Consider the following 20,368-nt stretch of genomic DNA (forward strand, 5'->3'; position numbering starts at 1 on the left):
CTTCCTGTCAGGTGAGTATTCTAAATCTTTTTTTATAATCAATGTTATAATACAATCAAGTTAAAATGCGAAAAGGGGTAAGGATAATGTTGATAGGATCACATGTTAGTATGAAGGGAAAAGATATGTTACTTGGTTCCGCCGAAGAGGCTTCGAATAATGGAGCAAGTACATTTATGATTTATACGGGAGCACCTCAAAATACAAGGCGAAAAGATATTTCAGAGATGAATATTCCAAAAGGTAAAGCCTTTATGGTGGAACATGGATTAAGTGATATAGTTGTTCATGCCCCTTATATTATCAATTTAGGAAATACAGTTAAACCAGAGAATTTTACATTTGCAATCAATTTTTTGAAAGCTGAAATAGATAGGGCCGAAGCATTAGGTGCTACTCAAATGACTCTCCATCCTGGTGCTCATGTAGGTGCGGGAGATGAAGCTGCAATTAAACATATCATTGAAGGATTAAACGAAGTTTTGACTTCAGACCAAAAAATTCAAATTGCTATTGAAACAATGGCGGGCAAGGGTACAGAGGTTGGACGAACATTTGAACAGATTGCACAAATGATTGATGGTGTGAAGTTGAATGATAAATTATCTGTTACGTTTGATACATGTCATACTAGTGATGCTGGATATAATATTAAAGATGACTTTGAATCTGTTATAGAAAAGTTTGATGATATTATTGGAATTGATCGATTGAAAGTCTTTCATATTAACGATTCAAAAAATGTTCAAGGAAGTCATAAAGATAGACATGCTAATATTGGCTTTGGTGAAATTGGGTTTGATGCATTAAATAGTATTGTACATGACGAAAGATTTAGTAAGGTACCTAAAATATTAGAAACACCATATGTAGGTGTAGATAAAAAAAATCAACAATCACCATATCAAAAAGAAATTTTGATGTTTAAAGAAAATACCTTTAATCCTAATCTATTAACGGAACTTGGGTTAAATTAAAGCTGTTTATTGATTTAGATCAATTGATTTATGCTTAATTTGTTAAAAAAAAGTATATTTTTTGTATTATCTCAAATATTTTATAAAAGATTTATTGACGGCGATAAAGACTTTAGTTATAATGAACAAGGACAGTTCGACGATGCAACTTAATGCATAAAAAGACGGTTACATTCAAGCTCGGAGGGAGGGATATCTATGTCAAAGACAGTCGTACGTAAAAACGAATCTCTCGATGATGCTCTTCGTCGCTTTAAACGTTCCGTTTCTAAAACAGGTACATTACAAGAATACCGTAAACGCGAATTCTATGAAAAGCCAAGTGTGAAACGTAAGAAGAAATCCGAAGCAGCAAGAAAGCGTAAAACAACTAAGAAACGCTTCTAGTCTAGGGAGGAATCACGTTGAGTCTATTAGAAACACTTAATAACGATTTAAAACAAGCGATGAAAGCAAAAGACAAACAAACTTTAAGTACTGTAAGAATGCTTAAAGCAGCTGTTACAAACGAAGAAATTAAAGCAGGTCATGATTTATCAGTTGATGATGAAACTGTTTTATTGGCTCGCGAGTTAAAACAACGCAAAGAATCTTATGCAGAATTCAAAGATGCCGGTCGAGATGATCTTTTAGAAAATCTTGATATGGAAATAAAAATTGTCGAAAAATATTTACCTGAACAATTATCAGCTGAAGAAGTTACTGATGTCGTGAAAGAAGTTATTTCACAAGTTGGTGCAACATCAAAAGCTGATTTTGGAAAAGTCATGGGTGCGGTTATTCCTAAACTTAAGGGACGCGCTGATGGTAAGGTTATAAGTGAGACAGTTAAATCATTATTAAATTAGCGAAAAAGGAATTACAATTCAACTTGAATTGTAGTTCCTTTTTTTTTATGCTATTATTTGAGTTGAGTAACTTTGGGACATATAAAACGAATTTAAAGAGGGTTATTATGGATTTAGAAATTTTTGACCACACTAAGGCAGAACCAGAAAAAAATATAACATTAATTAAAGAAATTCTTAATTTTGCGGGTAAGAAAATAAAATTACCTGATGAAACAGAAATGTCAGTTACTTTAATGAATAATGAAGAAATTCACAAAATTAATCGTGAATATCGAAATGTAGATAGACCAACTGACGTCATCAGCTTCGCAATCGAAGAAGATGGAGATGATATGCCAATTATTTTTCCTGATGATGAAGGTATGGATATGCCTGAAATTGCTAAAAATATCGGTGATATCATGATTTCAACTGAAAAAGTTGCTGAACAAGCAGTTGATTATGGTCATTCTTATGAACGTGAATTGGGATTTTTGACAGTCCATGGGTTCTTACACCTAAATGGTTACGATCATATGGAACCTGAAGATGAAAAAGAAATGTTTGGATTACAAACAGAGATATTAGATGCTTATGGCCTTAAACGATAAGCGCCAAGTTAAAAAAAATCGAACATTTTTGTTGTCACTAGGACATTCTCTAGATGGCCTTGTTACGGTTTTTAAAGAAGAAAGAAATATGAAAAAACATGTAGCCATGATGATACTAGTATCTATTTGTGCGGCAATTTTTCAAATTTCTGAAACAGAGTGGCTATGGCTAGCTCTTAGCATTAGTATGGTTATTATTAATGAAGTTTGGAACACAGTTATAGAGAATCTGGTTGATCTGACAACTGGTCATAAATATAATGAGATTGCAAAAAAAGTTAAAGATATGTCAGCTGCTGCTGTCTTACTTTCGGCACTATTTGCGATGATTGTTGGATGTCTTATTTTTATCCCACAACTGTTAGAATTAGTTTTTGATTAGTCAATTATAATAAAAGGTACATAAATAAGAGGAGAATTAATTAATGCAAAATAAAAAGTTTCATTCAGGATTTGTGGCAATTTTAGGACGACCAAATGTTGGAAAATCAACATTTTTAAACAATGTTATGGGTCAAAAAATTGCTATTATGAGTGATAAGGCACAAACGACCAGAAATAAAATTCAAGGTATTTATACAACAGATGATGCACAAATTGTCTTTATTGATACACCTGGTGTTCATAAACCAAAGAGTCGTTTAGGTGATTTTATGGTCAAATCAGCACTTTCAACACTTGGTGAAGTTGATGCTATTTTATTTATGGTTAATGCAACAGAAAAACGTGGACCAGGAGATAATTTTATTATTGATCGATTAAAAGATACTAAGAAACCAATTTATTTGGTTATTAATAAAATTGACCAAATTCACCCTGATGAAATATTAGCTATTGTGGAAACGTATCGAGAATCTTTGGACTATAAAGAAGTTTTCCCAATTTCAGCACTTAAAGGAAATAACGTCGATGAGCTTGTTGATTCATTAATTAGTGAATTACCTGAAGGACCCCAGTTTTACCCAGAAGATCAAATTACAGATCATCCAGAACGTTTTGTTATGGGTGAACTAATTCGTGAAAAAGTTTTACAATTAACACGAGAAGAAGTTCCTCACTCAGTTGCCGTTTTGGTTGAAGATATAAAAAAAGAGGACGAAGAAAAATTGCACATTTCTGCAACAATTATCGTTGAACGTCCAACGCAAAAAGGTATTATTATTGGTAAAGGTGGTAAAATGTTAAAAGATATCGGTGTTAAAGCTAGAAAAGATATCGAAACGATGCTTGGTGATCGCGTTTATTTGGAACTTTGGGTTAAAGTTCAAAAAAATTGGCGAGATAAACAGACTGATTTAAAAGCATTTGGTTACCGTGAAGATGACTATTAAGAAGTAACTAATGATCGGAACAAGATAATTTTTGTTCCGATTTTTATTTGCTCATGGAAAGGGGATGCATAGTATCGTTCAGAATAATGCAGATTTTGAAGGGATTTTACTTTATCGTAAAGAATATAAAGAACGTGATCTTTTAGTGAAATTTTTAACCGATCGTTATGGTAAAAAAATGTTTTTTATTAAAGGTGCTAGAAAACGAGGATTCAAATTATCTGCTGCTTTACTACCATTTACAATCGGAACTTACAGTGGGAGTATAAATGACAACGGATTATCATTTATTAATACTGCTAAAGAGTTTGAACAATTTCAAACGATTTCACAGGATATAATCAGTAATGCTTATACCATTTATATTTTTAGTTTAATTGATGCTGCATTCAAAGATAACGAACCCATCTCTGTTTGGTACCGAAAAGTTGTGACAGCAATTCGATTGATTAACGAAGAATTTGATCCAGAAATTATTACAAATATTATTGAAATTCAGCTATTAACAGTTTTTGGTGTACAGCCTCAATTGCAGGTCTGTGCAGTTGGTGGCGAAACGCAGGGAGAATTTGATTATTCAGAATCTTACGGTGGGCTACTGTGTTCTAAACATTGGTATCTTGATAATAATCGACTTCATGCTACTCAAAAAACAATTTTTTATTTGAGACAATTTTCTGTAGTGAATCTTGATAAATTAAATTCAATCAAGGTTGCTGAGAGTACCAAAAAGGAATTACGTCGTATTATTGATGTTATTTATGATAATAGTGTTGGATTAAATTTGAAAAGTAAAAAATTTATCGATGGAATCAGTTCTTGGCCAGTCTCATTAAAGAAAAATACTGAAATATAATTGACAAATACTTATTTCTAAACTATGATTATAGAGAAATAAATAGCGGGATTATGATGAAAAAGGGTAAGAATAGTTATTAAAGCGAACTTAGGATTAGTGCAAGCTAAGTAATTAATTATTTTTATTGGCATTTTCGGAGTCCTTTGTTAATGAAGCTGCTGGTTGAATTGAACCAGAAGTAGGGTGGAACCGCGATATTAAAATCGTCCCTATGTGGTCTATAAGACTGCATAGGTTTTTTTGTGCTTAAAAATAAGGAGGAATACTATGTCAAAAAAGTTAGCTGTTCAAGATATTATTATGACATTACAAAAATTCTGGGCTGATCAGGGTTGTATGTTAATGGAGGCTTATGATACAGAAAAAGGTGCTGGAACTATGAGCCCTTACACATTTTTACGTGCAATTGGACCAGAACCATGGAATGCTGCATACGTTGAACCTTCAAGACGTCCTGCAGATGGTCGTTATGGCGAAAATCCCAATCGTTTGTACCAACATCATCAATTTCAAGTTGTGATGAAACCATCTCCTGCAAATATTCAAGATTTATATTTGGATAGTTTGCGTGCATTAGGTATTGATCCAGCTGAACATGATATTCGATTTGTTGAAGACAACTGGGAAAACCCATCAATGGGTTGTGCTGGTGTTGGCTGGGAAGTTTGGCTTGATGGTATGGAAGTTACACAATTTACTTATTTCCAACAGGTTGGTGGATTAGAGGTACATCCCGTCACTAGTGAAGTTACTTATGGTTTAGAGCGCCTTTCTTCATATATTCAAGATGTTGAGAGTGTTTATGATCTTGAATGGGCTGATGGGGTCATGTACGGCGACATATTTAAAGAACCAGAATATGAAAATTCTAAATATTCATTTGAAGAAAGCAATCAAGAAATGTTATTTAATTTGTTTGATGTATATGAAACAGAAGCCAAAAAACAGATTGCCAATGGGTTAGTTCATCCGGCATACGATTATGTTTTAAAATGTAGTCATACATTTAATTTATTAGATGCTCGAGGAGCCGTTTCTGTTACTGAACGTGCTGGATATTTAGCAAGAATTAGAAATATGGCTAAATCAATTGCTAAAGTTTTCGTACAGGAGCGTAAAAAATTAGGCTACCCATTACTAAAAGATGAAAAACTTCGTAGTAAATTATTAAAGGAGGATAAATAAGATGACACATTCCTTTTTATTAGAAATTGGGTTAGAAGAAATTCCTGCTCATGTTGTTACACCTAGCCAAAATCAATTGGCTAAACGTGTAGGTGACTTTTTAACAGAGCAACGGTTATCATTTGACGAAATAAAGGCATTCTCAACACCCAGACGTTTAGCTGTTGAAGTGACTGGTTTGGCTGATAAACAAGCAGATATTCAAGAAGAAGCTAAAGGACCTGCAAAGAAAATTGCCATGGATGATGAAGGAAATTGGTCTAATGCTGCAAAAGGCTTTGTCCGTGGACAAGGAGTAACAACAGACGATATAACGTTTAAAGAATTAAAAGGCGTTGAGTATGTCTATGTAAATAAATTTATCGCTGGTAAATCTGCCAAAGATATTTTGGTTCAGATTAAAGATGTGATTGAAGCGATGACATTCCCAACAATGATGCACTGGGCAAATTATGACTTTAAATATGTTAGACCAATTCGTTGGATAGTTGCGTTACTTGATAGTGACGTTATTCCATTCAGTATTTTAAATATTAAATCTGGCCGCCAAACGCAAGGCCATCGTTTTTTAGGAGAAGCTGTAGATTTAGCCTCAGTAACAGAGTATGTTAAAAAATTAGAAGAACAATATGTAATCGTTGATTCTAATAGACGAAAAGAAATGATTAGAACACAAATTACTAATCTTGAAAATAATCAAGACTGGCATATTATTCTTGATGAGGATCTTTTGGAAGAAGTTAACAATTTAGTTGAATATCCAACAGTATTTTCTGGTCATTTTGATAAGAAATATTTAGATATTCCTGATGTTGTTCTAATGACTTCAATGAAAGACCATCAAAGATTCTTTTATGTGCGTGGCCAAAACGATGAAATCTTACCAATGTTCGTCTCAGTTCGTAATGGGACAGAAGCTAACATTGCTAACGTCGAAGCAGGCAATGAAAAGGTTCTTACAGCACGATTGGAAGATGCTGCATTTTTCTACCAAGAAGATCAAAAACAAACGATTAATGATTATGTAGAGCGATTAAAAAATGTCACATTCCATGATAAAATTGGATCAATGTCTGAAAAAATGGAACGTGTTCAATTAATGGCACAAATCATTGGTAAACGCCTTGGCTTAAATGACCATGAATTATCTCTTTTACAAAGAACAAGTGAAATTTATAAATTTGATTTGGTAACAGGGATGGTTGGAGAATTTTCTGAACTTCAAGGAATTATGGGTGAGAAATATGCCTTGCTAATGGGCGAAAATCCAACTGTTGCACAAGCAATTTCTGAACACTATATGCCAATTAGTGCTGATGGCGAACTACCTAAATCAAAAATTGGTGCAGTTTTAGCAATTGCTGATAAGTTGGACAGCATGTCAAGTTTCTTCTCAGTTGGATTAATTCCAACTGGATCAAATGATCCCTATGCACTTCGTCGTCAAGCGTTTGGGATAGTTAGAATTGTTGAAGATCGTCAGTGGCATTTTTCACCACTTGAGGTACTGAACGATATTAAGGAATTGGCAACGATACATCCAGATTTATTTACCAAGATGACTGTTGGCGAAAATGATAAAGATATTTTAAGTTTTGTTAATGATCGTATGAAGCAATGGCTTTCAAATAAAAACGTCAGTTATGATGTAATTGAAAGTGTTGTTGAAAGTACAGATGCAGATTTATTAGTTATGTCAGAGGCCGCTGTAACCTTAGAAAATCATAAAAATGATAAGGATTTCAAGGAGACCGTTGAAGCAATCAATCGTGTATTAAAGCTAGCAGATAAAAATGAGGCAACTAATCTAGTTGTTGAACAAGTATTATTAGATAATACTGCTGAAAAAGATTTATTTGAACGAGTTGAAATAATCCAAAGTCAGTTGGCAGATTTAACGTCAGAGAAGTTATATACTACATTAAGCGAGATTCGTCCGCTAATTGAAAATTATTTTGACCAGACAATGGTTATGGTTGATGATACAAAAATTAAAAATAATCGCTTAAATCAATTGAGTTTAATTGCTAAGATGAGTTCAAAATTAGGTAATTTAAGTAAATTAAATATTAAGTAATATAAAAATGAGAATTTATCTGTGAAGATAAATTCCTTTTTTGTTTGGTAATAGAATCAGAATAGTCATATTTGACAAAAGTGTCTATTACTTGAAGCTAATAATTGTATTTATGTCAAATAAATGCTATTATTATGGGTACTCAAAATATAGGTAACTTCGTATCGTTAGTTTTGGAGGTGAGTAGTTGGAATGAGAATACCCGAAAACGTAATTGAACAGGTGCGAACTAGTGTGAATATTACTGATATCATTAGTCAGTATGTCGGATTAAAAAAATCTGGTAGTAATTTTATGGGTTTATGTCCATTTCATGAAGAAAAAACGCCTTCATTTTCTGTAAGCGAAGAGAAACAAATTTTTCACTGTTTTAGCTGTGGAAGAGGTGGGAATGTTTTTAAGTTCTTAATTGAGCTAGAGGGACTTAGCTTTCCAGAATCTGTCAATAAAGTTGCAGAATTTTCAGGAATGGATATCGATAGTAAATATTCTGAATCTCAGTCAGCAAGGACACAAGAATCAACTGAAAATCGTCAGTTAAAGCAAATTCATGATGACGGTGCTAAATTATATCAACACATTTTAATGAATACAGAAATGGGTCAAAAGGCATTAGATTACCTGCATAATCGTGGTATAACGGATGAAATTATCAAAACTTTCCAAATTGGATTTGCGCCTGGGAAATCGGTCTTACAAGATTTTTTTAAGGAAAAGAAAGTAGACTATCAATTATTAAGGCAGTCTGGACTATTTATTGAAAATCAAACAGGTGATTTGCGTGAACGATTTATTGATCGAGTGATGTTTCCGATTAGAAATCAAAATGGTCAAGTTGTTGCCTTTTCAGGTCGTCTGCTTGAAAAAAATAAAGAATTACCTAAATATTTAAACAGTCCTGAAACGCCTATTTTTAATAAAAGAGAGATTCTATTTAATTACGATTTGGCAAAAAAAGAAATTCGGACAGAAGGAAATGTTATTTTGTTCGAAGGATTTATGGATGTTTTAGCAGCATACCGCTCTGGAGTTAAAAATGGTGTCGCCTCTATGGGAACAAGTTTAACAAATGAACAAATTTATTTGTTAGAACGTTCAACATCACAATTAAATATTTGTTATGATGGGGATGAACCCGGGCAAAATGCAACAAATCGTGCTTTGAACCTGCTAGCGAATCAGACAAAAATGAAAGTTGGCGTGCTAGCCATTCCTAACGGTATGGATCCTGATGAGTTTGTTAAAAAAAATGGTAAAGAAGCGTTTCTGGAGTTAGCTCACTCTGCTCGAGAGACGGTTATTTCATTCAAAATGAATTTTTTGAAACGAAATAAAAACTTAAAAAATGAAAGTGAGCAAATTGATTATATTGATCAAGTACTACAAGTTTTAACTACAATTAAAACGCCGTTTGAGCAAGATATTTATATTAATCAGTTGGCAGATGAATTTAAAATTGATAAAGGAATTCTAAGACAACAGTTAATTGATTTAGTTGCCGTTCAACCAAAAGTAGTGCAACAAGTTAATCAAGTTCCAAGGGTTCGAACAGATGAACCACCTGTAGAAAATCGCTCAGAGGTCATGAGCGATGAAAAAATTGATCGTGTTGAAAGAGCTGAAAGATTATTGCTTTATCGTATATTACATGATCATACAGCTTGGCTGAAAATTCGATCAATTGATGATTTTAGTTTTGTTCATGATAGTTATCAGTTAATATATACGTTAGCTGAAGGCTATTTAGAATTACATGAGCAATATGAAATTGCTAGTTTTTTAGATTACTTGCCAGAAGAGTCTTCAAAGAGATTTTTAATGCAAATAGAGCTGATGACAGTTGCAGAAGAGTCTTCAGAGGATGAATTTGATGATTGTGTGTCCGTCATTATGAATGATTCGCCGATGGAACAATCAATTAATCAAGTTCGATCAGATCTTATGGAAGCAAATCGTCTTGGCAATACAGAACTAACCAATGAATTATCAGTTAAGTTAATTGCATTATATCAAAAACAACAAGTACCACGAACATCCATCTAAGGGAGGAATTATTAATGGTAAAAAAAGTAGAAAAAGTTGAAGAATCAGAATTTGACGAAAAAGGCTTTAAAAAAGCACAAACGAAGTTGATCAAGGAATATAAAGTAAAAAAAGAAATTAAGTATGATAATTTAACAGATGAACTAGCAACACCATTCCATTTAGATGCTGATCGTATGGATAAATTACTTCAAAAAGTCGCAGATGCTGGTATTGCTGTTGTTGATGAAGAGGGAAACCCAAGTGAACATAGTTTAAAAGCAGCTGAAAAAGTTACAAAGAAAGCTTTAAAAGACACATCAGCACCAACTGGAATAAAAATTAATGACCCAGTTAGAATGTATTTGAAAGAAATTGGTCGTGTTAACCTTTTAAAAGCTGAAGAAGAAGTTGCTTTAGCATTAAAAATTGAAGAAGGCGACGAAGAAGCAAAACAAAAATTGGCAGAAGCTAATTTACGTTTAGTTGTTTCAATTGCTAAACGTTACGTTGGTCGTGGAATGCAATTTCTTGATTTAATTCAAGAGGGTAACATGGGATTAATGAAGGCTGTTGAGAAATTTGATTATCGTAAAGGATTTAAATTCTCAACATATGCGACATGGTGGATTAGACAAGCAATTACACGTGCTATTGCTGATCAAGCACGTACAATTAGAATTCCAGTTCATATGGTTGAAACAATTAATAAATTAATCAGAATTCAACGCCAATTATTACAAGAACTTGTTCGCGAACCAATTCCTGAAGAAATTGGTGCTGAAATGGATATGCCAGCTATGCCAGCCGAAAAAGTTCGTGAAATTTTAAAAATTGCTCAAGAACCTGTTTCATTAGAGACACCAATTGGTGAAGAAGATGATTCACATTTAGGTGATTTTATTGAAGATCAAGATGCAACTAGTCCAGCTGACCATGCGGCTTATGAACTCTTGAAGGAGCAACTAGAAAATGTTCTTGATACATTAACAGATCGTGAAGAAAATGTTCTGCGTTTAAGATTCGGTCTTGATGATGGTCGCACAAGAACACTTGAAGAAGTTGGTAAAGTGTTTGGAGTGACACGTGAACGTATTCGTCAAATTGAAGCTAAAGCATTACGTAAACTACGCCATCCATCTCGTTCAAAACAATTAAAAGATTTCTTAGAATAAAAAATTTAAGGACCATTATAAAACGAAACCTGTTTTATAATGGTCCTTTTTTAGTTATAATAAGAAAAGATAAGATACGAAAGAAGAGGATCAAGAAATGGATGCACGACATTTATCAGATCGATTAGTTCGAGTTGCAAAATTTGTACCAAAAAATGCACGATTGGCCGATATTGGATCGGATCATGCTTACTTACCTGCGTATTTAGCTATTAATAAAATTATTTCATATGCTGTTGCTGGAGAAGTAGCTAAAGGGCCTTATGAAAATGCCGTAACAGAAATTAATACAGAACGATTAGACCACATGATAATGCCAAGATTAGCTAATGGGTTAAAGGCAATTAAATTAGACGATAATATTGATACTATCACAATTGCCGGAATGGGTGGCCCTTTAATAAAGGATATATTTACTGCCGATTTAGAAAAATTAACGGGTGTCCGTCGTTTAATTATTCAACCTAATGTTGGACAAAAATTAATAAGAGAATGGTTAATGGATCATTCATATCAAATTATTGATGAAGATATTGTCGAAGACGACCATCATGTCTATGAAATTATTGTTGCTGAGAAAGTTAACACTAAAATGAGCTACTCGATATTAGATTTAAAGTATGGACCTAAATTAAGAATTGAGCAAAGCGATGTATTCAAAGCTAAATGGCACAAGCAAATGGAAAAAAAGCGTAAAGTTTTAAAAAATTTTGAGGCAGCAAATAAAGTTCCTATTGATAAAAAAAGGATATTAGAAGTTGATATCAAAGAAATTGAGGAGATGCTGGGATGACAAAAATTATTGATTTAGTCAATCAATTCGAAGTATTTGCTCCAAAAAGTATGGCTGAAATTGGTGATCCAGTAGGCCTACAATTAGGTGATATTAATAATACTGTTACTAAAGTAATGACAACTTTAGATGTTCGTCCAGAAGTTGTCCAAGAAGCAATTAATAAAAATGTAGATTTTATTTTCGCACATCATCCATTAATATTTAGACCGGCAAAAAATTTGGATACTACGAATCCTCAAAATAAAATGTATGCCGATTTATTGAGTCATAATATAACAGTGTATGCAGCTCATACTAATTTAGACAATGTTACAGGTGGGATGAATGATTGGTTAGCGAGTCGTTTAAAATTACAAGAAACAATCCCGTTAGTGCATACAAATAGTTCAGATTATGGAATGGGTCGAATCGGAAATTTAACTAGTCCTATGACTGTTATTGAATTTTCTGAATATTGTAAGAAGCAATTTAACATAAGTGGATTAAGACTGATTTCTAATGATTTGACGCAATCAATTAAGCGTGTTGCAGTTCTAGGTGGTGATGGTGGTAAATTTTATCATGAGGCAATTAAGCAGCAGGCGGATGTTTACGTAACAGGAGATGTCTACTACCACACGGCTCATGACATGTTAGCAGAAGGGTTGTCAGTTATTGATCCGGGCCATCATGTTGAAAGTATCTGTAAAGCACAATTGAAACGGTTATTTGGAGAATGGAATCTAGAAAATAATTGGCAAATTGAGATTATTGAATCAGATATTAATACAGATCCATTTCAGTTTATTTAATTTTAAAATTAGAGTATGATTAGAGATATTAAATAATAGATTAGGAGATACGCTATCATGACAAAATATGAAGAATTAATTCCACGTTTTATTAAGTATGTTAAAGTAGAAACTCGTTCTGATGAAAATTCAGGGGTAACTCCTTCAACGCAAACTCAAGTTGAATTTGCGAAAGAATTAAAGGAAGAACTTTTACAAATTGGATTAAAGGATGCACGTATTTCTAAAAAAAGTGGGTATGTTTTAGCAACATTACCAAGTAATTTAGAAGCTGGTAAAAACGTTAAAGCGGTTGGTTTTATTTCACATATGGATACAGCTGCATTTACAGCAGAGGGTGTTAACCCCCAATTCGTTGAAAATTATGATGGCGAATCTGATATTAATCTTGACGATGATGGTAAATTTAAACTAACTATTAAAGAATTTCCAAATTTAAAAAATTATAAAGGCAATACATTAATTACAACAGATGGTTCAACACTATTAGGATCAGATGATAAATCGGGAGTAGCTGAAATTATTACTGCTGTAGCTTATTTAGTTGCACATCCTGAAATTAAGCATGGTGACATTAAAGTTGGTATTGGACCTGATGAGGAAATTGGGGTAGGTGCTGATAAATTTGACGTAGCCGATTTTGGAGCTGATTTAGCTTACACTGTTGATGGTGGACCATTAGGTGAATTAGAATATGAAACATTTAATGCTGCTCAAGCAGTCGTTTCAATTCAAGGTAAGGAAGTTCATCCTGCAACTGCTAAAGGTGTTTTAATTAATGCAAGTAAGTTAGCAAATCAATTTGACTCATTATTACCACAAGATGAAGTACCTGAAAAAACTGAAGGCCGCGAAGGTTTTTACCATTTAATTTCAGTAGAAGGTACAGTTGATGAAGCAAAAATGGTATATATTATTCGTGATCATGATCGCCAAAAATTCGAAGATCGCAAAAAGTATATGATGGGTATTGCTGATAAAATGAATGCTGATTTTGATTCTGAACGTGTGACAATTGATATGGTAGATCAATATTACAATATGCGTGAAGTAATCGAGAAGGATATGACTGTTGTGACTGTTGCTAAAGAAGCTATGGAAAATTTAGCAATTAAACCGGATATCTATCCAGTACGTGGTGGGACAGATGGTTCAAAAATCTCATTCATGGGATTACCAACACCAAATATATTTGCTGGAGCAGAAAATATGCATGCGCGATTTGAATTTGTTTCAGTTGAAACAATGGAAAAAGCAACGGATGTTGTTCTAGAAATTATAAAATTAGTATCTGAAGAAACAAAATAGGTATTATTAAATAGTGTGGATGAGTTAAACTAGAGGACATATTGAGACCTTTCTTTCTCAAATTTTTCCTTATAGTCTTATAAAGCCAAAAAAAAGATAAACTAATTAGTTTATCTTTTTTTATTTATCTGATTTAGGATCTTTGAGAATGGCGTAGAGGCAATTTACGACAATTAAGCCGGTAACTGCAAAAATAATACCGATTAACAAAACTGGTGCAAACAATGTACCAGTTAGTGAGCTTACGATATAACCAATTACTTCACCAAAAATGAAGCCCCAAAAGAGAATTGTTAATTGTTTCATCATAGAACAGCACCTCACATTCAAAGCTAATTTTAGCACAAATAATTATTTTTGCAAAAGCTTTTTAGTGTCTATTGGGTATTGTTAAAAAGTTTTGTATAATAACATTAATAGATACGTGAAAAGGGGGATAAAATGTTTGTTCCGTTAAAAGTTAAAAGTTCATTCAGCTTATTACAAAGCACCACTAAAATTAATGATCTTGTTCAAAGTGCTAAAAGTAAAGGCTATAAAGCAATTGCCTTAACAGATAATAATACATTGTATGGTGCAATTGATTTTTATAATGCCTGTCAAAAAGCTGAAATTAAGCCAATTATCGGACTAACGTTAGATATCTCCGGTTTAATCGAAACAAACCATGAATATGAATTGACCTTTATTGCAAAAGATAAACAAGGTTATCAAAATTTAATGCAATTATCGACCTTAAAAATGACCTTAAATGATGATAAGTTAAACTTTAGTAGTTTAACTAACTATTTAGACGGTTTATTTATATTATCACCTAGTGAAAAAAGTGAATTTAGTTATTTAATTGAACAAAGTCAAATATCCGATGCAAAAGAATTATTAGCCAAATATCAAAGCTTAATAGGTTCAGAAAATATTCGAGTTGGCCTATCTCACTTAATGGATAAAATTACGGCACAATCAATTAAATCTTTAGCTCAAAATTTTGATATTCGTGTAATTGCGCTAGATGAAGTAGCTTATTTGGATGCTGAAAATCAGTTTGATATTGATGTGTTAAAGGCAATTAGTACTGGTGAAACGATTTTAATTAATAAAGTTGATGAACAAATTCAGGGAGAATATGCATTAAGAAATCCAAAAGAGATAACGGAGCAATATCAAGAATTGCTAATGGCAGATGCAATTCAAGAAACCCAAAATTTAGCAGATGAAACGTCTCTGGAATTAACATTCTCACAACCCAAACTACCTGAGTATCCATTACCTAATAATGAAACAGCACATAGTTATTTGAGAAGTATGTGTAATACTGGATTAAATGAGCGGTTTCCAAATGGTGTACCTAAGGAATATAAACAAAGATTAGAACTTGAGTTAAACGTTATTCAACAAATGGGATTTGAAGATTACTTTTTAATCGTTTGGGATATTATGAACTATGCTCATTCGCAAAATATTATAACTGGCCCAGGACGAGGGTCATCTGCTGGATCGATCACAGCCTACGTTTTAACGATTACGGATGTTGATCCAATTAAATATAATTTATTGTTTGAACGTTTTTTGAATTCAAAACGTGTTCAGATGCCGGATATTGATTTAGATATTCCAGATGATAAACGTGGACTAATCCTTAATTATTTACATCAAAAATATGGACATTATCACATGGCTCAAATTATTACATTTGGCACAATGGCAGCAAAACAGGCTTTGAGGGATGTTGGTCGAGTATTTGGTGTATCACCTTTTGAAATGAAAGGGTGGAGTGATTCAATTCCAAATGTTTTGAAAATTACGTTGACAGAGGCGCTAGCACAATCACAAAAATTACGTAATTTAGTTAATGATAGTTCCAAAAATAAAAATATTTTTACAATTGCGCAGCATATCGAAGGGATTCCAAGACACTACTCTACGCATGCAGCAGGGGTCGTATTGAGCCAAATTGATTTACGAGAAGTGGTTCCGTTACAAAATGGAAGTGAGGATATTCTTTTAACGCAGTATTCTAAAGATATAGTTGAAAATGTTGGTTTATTAAAAATCGATATTTTAGGTCTACGTAATTTAAATATTTTAGATCAAGCTGTAACACAGGTTAAAAAGAATTATCAAGCAGACTTCAATCCAGCATTCATTAATTTAGAAGATGAAAAAACATTAGCTCTTTTTAGATTAGGTGATACATCCGGTGTTTTCCAATTTGAATCTAATGGTATCAAAAATGTTTTAAAAAAATTACAACCAACATCTTTTGAAGATATCGCAGCTGTAAATGCGTTATATCGGCCGGGTCCGATGGAAAATATAGATACATTTATTGCACGAAAACATCATCTTGAAAAAATAACATTTCCGGACAATAGTTTAAAACAAATTCTTGAGTCAACCTATGGTGTATTAGTTTATCAGGAGCAGGTTATGCAGGTCGCATCAAAGATGGGTAATTTTACACTTGGTGAAGCTGATTTACTACGCCGAGCAATGAGTAAAAAGAAAAAAAAGACTATTGATGAAATGCGTACTCAGTTTATCAATGGGGCATATGATAATGGAATTCAAGAAGATGTAGCTAAAACAGTTTATAGTTATATTGAGCAGTTTGCTAATTATGGATTTAATCGTTCACATGCCGTTGCCTATAGTAAAATTGCTTTTCAATTAGCCTATATTAAAGCTAATTTTCCAGCTGCATTTTTTGAAGCTATTTTAAATTCCGTTGGTAATAATCCGCAAAAAATAAAAGAATACTTAGTGGAAGCAAAGCAATATCATGTAATAATTAAATTACCTGATATTAATATGAGCGAGGTAGGTTTTAGTTTAAGACAAAATATTGTTTTATTTGGATTAAATAGTATTAAAGGACTTAGAAAAGACTTTATTGAACATATCATTACATTACGGAAAAAAGAATTGTTCACAGATTTCCAATCCTTCCTGCATCGGATAGATAAAAAATATTTAAATGAGGAAAATATTTCAGCTTTAATATATTCTGGGTGTTTTGATCAATTTGAATATAATCGTGCTGAGTTGATTAGTGCTCTACCAGAATTAATTAGTAGTATTGATTTAAGTGGAAATAATACTAATTTATTTGAATTATTAACACCTAAGATAGCAAGACAATCAAACTTTCCATTAATGGTTCGATTAGAAAAAGAATCACAATATTTAGGTGCGTATCTTTCGGGACATCCGGTTGAGAAGTATCGGAAACAGCTAAATCAAAGCGATTTTAAAAAAATATCGGAAATATCTGATAAGACACATGTAACCATTTTAGTTAATCTTACGAGAGTAAAAGTTATTCGAACAAAGAAGGGTCAACAAATGGCCTTTGTAAATGGTTCGGATGAAACAAGTGAGATTGATTTGACAATATTTCCTGATTTATTTCGACAGAAAGAATCTTTACTTGAAAAAAATAAGGTCGTTGTCGTTTCGGGGGATGTTGAAACAAATAGAGGATTACAAATTATTGTTAAAAAAATAGAATTAGCAGATGATTATTTTAAACGAATAACTCAAAAAAAATGGTTTTTGAAGATTACTAAAGAAACAACAAATGAAAAAATAGAAAAATTAATGCAAACCATGAAAATAAGGTTAGGTCAAACACCGGTTATTTTGTACTATGAAAAAGACAATCGTAAAATTAGTTTAGATAGAACTTATTGGTTAAGGAACGACAAAGAAACACATACAGCGCTTACAAAAATATTAGGTTCTGAAAATGTCGTCATTAAGTAATTTATTCTTGAAAATACTGAAAATATTTTCACATTTAACAAGACAACTTTTCTGAAAAGTGTTAATATAGTGAGTGAAATATGTACTTAAATTACTTATTGAGGTGAAGAAATGAAACGCATTGGTATTTTAACAAGTGGTGGAGATGCGCCAGGTATGAACGCTTCAGTTCGTGCTGTTGCACGTCGTGTAATTGGTGAAGGATTAGAAGCATACGGTATTAATTATGGTTTTGCTGGTTTAGTTGCTGGCGATATTCATAAAATTGAATATGCTGACGTTGATGATGTTATTCAACGCGGTGGAACAATGTTATATTCAGCCCGTTATCCTGAATTTGCAACTGCTGAAGGACAATTAAAAGGTATCGAACAACTTAAAAAGTTCGGTATCGATGCTTTAGTTGTTATCGGTGGGGATGGTTCATACCATGGTGCTTTAGCACTCACAAAACGTGGATTTAACGCTGTTGGTATTCCAGGAACAATCGATAATGATATTCCTGATACAGATTTCACAGTTGGATTTGATACAGCTGTTAACACAGCTCTTGATGCAATTGATCGTATTCGCGATACTGCTCGTTCACATCAACGTACGTTTATCGTTGAAGTAATGGGTAGAAATGCTGGAGATATTGCTTTATGGTCCGGTATTGCTGGTGGTGCTGATGTTATTGTTATTCCTGAAAAAGGATATAACATGCAAGAAATTGCAGACAAGCTCAACAGTAACCGTGAACATGGTAAAGATTCAGGAATTATCGTATTAGCTGAAGGTGTTATGGGAGCTAGTGAATTTGCTGCTGAATTAGACACATATGGTAATTTTGAAACACGTGTGACTATTTTAGGCCATACACAACGTGGTGGCGTACCAACTGCCAAAGATCGTGTCTTAGCAAGTCGTTTTGGTGATTATGCTGTTCAACTTCTTATGGAAGGTAAAGGCGGATTAGCAATTGGTATTAAAGACAACAAATTAGTTGCTGAAGATATTGTTGCAACGCTTGAAGAACATAAACATCATACAGATTTGAGTCTTTTAGACTTAAATACACGACTTTCAACACCAAAATAATATAATACTGTTATTGTTATTTATAAATAATAAGTAAACTAAGAGGAGATCATAATCTAATGAAAAAAACTAAAATCGTAAGTACACTTGGTCCAGCCAGTTCAGATCTTGATACAATTGTTAAATTAATCGAAGCCGGTGCTAATGTTTTCCGTTTCAACTTTTCTCATGGTGACCATGAAGAACATTTAGGTCGTATGACATTAGTTCATGAAGCAGAAAAAATTACTGGTAAAATGGTTGGTATCATGCTTGATACTAAAGGTGCAGAAATCCGTACTACTGTTCAAAAAGAAGGTAAAATCAACTTTGAAATTAATGATATTGTTCGTATTTCAATGGATGATTCACTTGAAGGAACAAAAGAAAAGATTGCTGTTACTTACCCAGGTTTAATTGAAGATGTTCATGTTGGAGGCCACGTATTGTTTGATGATGGTCTTATCGATATGAGAATTGATGAAATTGATACAGCTGCTAACGAATTAGTAACAACTGTTATGAATTCTGGTCGTTTAGGTTCACGTAAAGGTGTTAACGCTCCTGGTGTATCAATTAACTTACCTGGTATTACTGAAAAAGATTCAGACGATATTCGTTTTGGTTTAGATCAAAACATTGATTTCATTGCTGCAAGTTTTGTACGTAAACCAGCTGATGTTTTAGATATCCGCGCTTTACTTGAAGAAAAAGGAATGGAACATGTTCAAATCTTCCCTAAGATTGAATCACAAGAAGGTATCGATAATATTGATGCTATTATGGAAGTTTCTGAAGGATTAATGATTGCCCGTGGCGATATGGGTGTTGAAATTCCTGCTGAAAATGTTCCTTTAGTTCAAAAAGACTTAATCAAAAAATGTAACGCTTTGGGCAAACCAGTTATTACTGCTACTCAAATGCTTGATTCAATGCAAGAAAACCCACGTCCTACACGTGCTGAAGCATCTGATGTTGCTAATGCCGTATTTGATGGAACAGATGCAACAATGCTTTCAGGTGAAAGTGCTAATGGTGACTACCCTGTAGAATCAGTTGCAACAATGGCTCGTATTGATGAAAAATCTGAAAATGCATTGCGTGCACATAGCTCATTTGCATTAAATGAATTTGACAAAAATGATGTTACTGAAACTATTGGTCGTGCTGTTGCTGAAACAGCTGATAGCTTAGGTATTAAAACTATCATCGCTGCTACAAAATCTGGTCAAACAGCACGTATGATTTCTAAATACCGTCCTGACTCAGATATTTTAGCTATTACTTTTGACGAACAAACTCGTCATGGTTTATCAGTTAACTGGGGTGTTCACCCAATCATTGCTGAAAAACCAGCATCAACAGATGCATTGTTTAGTTTAGCAACTGAAAAAGCTAAAGAATTAGGTTTCGCTAAAAAAGGTGACCTTATCTTAATCACTGCTGGTCTTCCAGTTGGTGAAAAAGGAACAACAAACAGTTTGAAAGTTCAATTAGTAGACTAATTATATTAAGGTTCAAGTACATGATGAACCTAAGTTAGTATATCGGTAAGACATTGGTGACGAAAAATGTTATTGGGTTA

Annotated in this window: 17 protein-coding genes and 1 pseudogene; 17 read left to right on the top strand and 1 reads right to left on the bottom strand. The window is 33.1% G+C overall.

Annotated features, from left to right (window positions below; translation table 11 throughout):
* Positions 1 to 86 precede the first annotated feature (86 nt).
* The 14 genes from AC1RPW_RS02140 (at position 87) to pepT (ending at position 13,962) form a co-directional block, all read left to right on the top strand.
* Complete coding sequence (locus AC1RPW_RS02140; protein WP_409022483.1) at positions 87 to 977, top strand: deoxyribonuclease IV; 891 nt, start codon at positions 87 to 89, stop codon at positions 975 to 977.
* Between the two features lie 198 nt (positions 978 to 1,175).
* Positions 1,176 to 1,364, top strand: a complete 189-nt coding sequence (gene rpsU / locus AC1RPW_RS02145; protein WP_057973588.1) for a 30S ribosomal protein S21 — start codon at positions 1,176 to 1,178, stop codon at positions 1,362 to 1,364.
* A gap of 17 nt (positions 1,365 to 1,381) precedes the next feature.
* Positions 1,382 to 1,825, top strand: a complete 444-nt coding sequence (locus AC1RPW_RS02150; RefSeq protein ID WP_409022484.1) for a GatB/YqeY domain-containing protein — start codon at positions 1,382 to 1,384, stop codon at positions 1,823 to 1,825.
* 107 nt (positions 1,826 to 1,932) lie between these two features.
* Positions 1,933 to 2,418 carry an rRNA maturation RNase YbeY gene (ybeY, locus tag AC1RPW_RS02155; protein ID WP_409022485.1) on the top strand — a complete coding sequence of 162 codons (486 nt, stop codon included), beginning with the start codon at positions 1,933 to 1,935 and terminating at the stop codon, positions 2,416 to 2,418.
* Positions 2,402 to 2,800, top strand: a complete 399-nt coding sequence (locus AC1RPW_RS02160) for a diacylglycerol kinase family protein (RefSeq protein WP_481763205.1) — start codon at positions 2,402 to 2,404, stop codon at positions 2,798 to 2,800. Before ybeY ends, AC1RPW_RS02160 begins: the two co-directional genes overlap by 17 nt.
* Before the next feature lie 43 nt (positions 2,801 to 2,843).
* Entirely contained in the window at positions 2,844 to 3,749 is a 906-nt protein-coding gene (era, locus tag AC1RPW_RS02165) for a GTPase Era (RefSeq protein ID WP_409022487.1), read from the top strand.
* A 64-nt stretch (positions 3,750 to 3,813) separates the two neighbouring features.
* Positions 3,814 to 4,605, top strand: coding sequence for a DNA repair protein RecO (recO, locus tag AC1RPW_RS02170; protein WP_481761411.1), 792 nt, complete (start codon positions 3,814 to 3,816; stop codon positions 4,603 to 4,605).
* Positions 4,606 to 4,875: 270 nt separating this feature from the next.
* A complete protein-coding gene (gene glyQ, locus AC1RPW_RS02175; protein WP_409022489.1) occupies positions 4,876 to 5,793 on the top strand; it encodes a glycine--tRNA ligase subunit alpha in 918 nt (305 codons plus the stop codon).
* A 1-nt stretch (position 5,794) separates the two neighbouring features.
* Positions 5,795 to 7,870, top strand: coding sequence for a glycine--tRNA ligase subunit beta (gene glyS, locus AC1RPW_RS02180; protein WP_481761358.1), 2,076 nt, complete (start codon positions 5,795 to 5,797; stop codon positions 7,868 to 7,870).
* 192 nt (positions 7,871 to 8,062) lie between these two features.
* Positions 8,063 to 9,913 carry a DNA primase gene (gene dnaG / locus AC1RPW_RS02185; RefSeq protein WP_481761357.1) on the top strand — a complete coding sequence of 617 codons (1,851 nt, stop codon included), beginning with the start codon at positions 8,063 to 8,065 and terminating at the stop codon, positions 9,911 to 9,913.
* A 14-nt stretch (positions 9,914 to 9,927) separates the two neighbouring features.
* Positions 9,928 to 11,067, top strand: a complete 1,140-nt coding sequence (gene rpoD, locus AC1RPW_RS02190) for an RNA polymerase sigma factor RpoD (RefSeq protein WP_409022492.1) — start codon at positions 9,928 to 9,930, stop codon at positions 11,065 to 11,067.
* A 97-nt stretch (positions 11,068 to 11,164) separates the two neighbouring features.
* The gene (locus tag AC1RPW_RS02195; RefSeq protein WP_481761356.1) at positions 11,165 to 11,860 is read left to right on the top strand and encodes a tRNA (adenine(22)-N(1))-methyltransferase; all 696 of its coding nucleotides are present in this window, start codon (positions 11,165 to 11,167) and stop codon (positions 11,858 to 11,860) included.
* Entirely contained in the window at positions 11,857 to 12,654 is a 798-nt protein-coding gene (locus AC1RPW_RS02200; RefSeq protein WP_481761355.1) for a Nif3-like dinuclear metal center hexameric protein, read from the top strand. Before AC1RPW_RS02195 ends, AC1RPW_RS02200 begins: the two co-directional genes overlap by 4 nt.
* Positions 12,655 to 12,711: 57 nt before the next feature.
* On the top strand, positions 12,712 to 13,962 hold the full coding sequence (pepT, locus tag AC1RPW_RS02205) for a peptidase T (protein ID WP_481761354.1): 1,251 nt from the start codon (positions 12,712 to 12,714) through the stop codon (positions 13,960 to 13,962).
* Between the two features lie 120 nt (positions 13,963 to 14,082).
* On the opposite strand, the gene AC1RPW_RS02210 is transcribed toward pepT, so the two are convergent.
* Positions 14,083 to 14,271 carry a YjzD family protein gene (locus AC1RPW_RS02210; RefSeq protein WP_409022496.1) on the bottom strand — a complete coding sequence of 63 codons (189 nt, stop codon included), beginning with the start codon at positions 14,269 to 14,271 and terminating at the stop codon, positions 14,083 to 14,085.
* A 132-nt stretch (positions 14,272 to 14,403) separates the two neighbouring features.
* On the opposite strand from AC1RPW_RS02210, the gene dnaE reads away from it, so the two are divergent.
* The 3 genes and pseudogenes from dnaE to pyk all read left to right on the top strand — a co-directional run.
* Positions 14,404 to 17,724 carry a DNA polymerase III subunit alpha gene (gene dnaE, locus AC1RPW_RS02215; RefSeq protein ID WP_481761353.1) on the top strand — a complete coding sequence of 1,107 codons (3,321 nt, stop codon included), beginning with the start codon at positions 14,404 to 14,406 and terminating at the stop codon, positions 17,722 to 17,724.
* A gap of 111 nt (positions 17,725 to 17,835) precedes the next feature.
* Entirely contained in the window at positions 17,836 to 18,804 is a 969-nt protein-coding gene (pfkA, locus tag AC1RPW_RS02220; RefSeq protein ID WP_481761352.1) for a 6-phosphofructokinase, read from the top strand.
* 59 nt (positions 18,805 to 18,863) lie between these two features.
* Positions 18,864 to 20,282, top strand: a pseudogene (gene pyk, locus AC1RPW_RS02225) (pyruvate kinase); the annotation flags it as partial.
* Positions 20,283 to 20,368: the final 86 nt, after the last annotated feature.

This window comes from Dellaglioa sp. CoH-55-MRSF-8 (genome assembly GCF_056782195.1).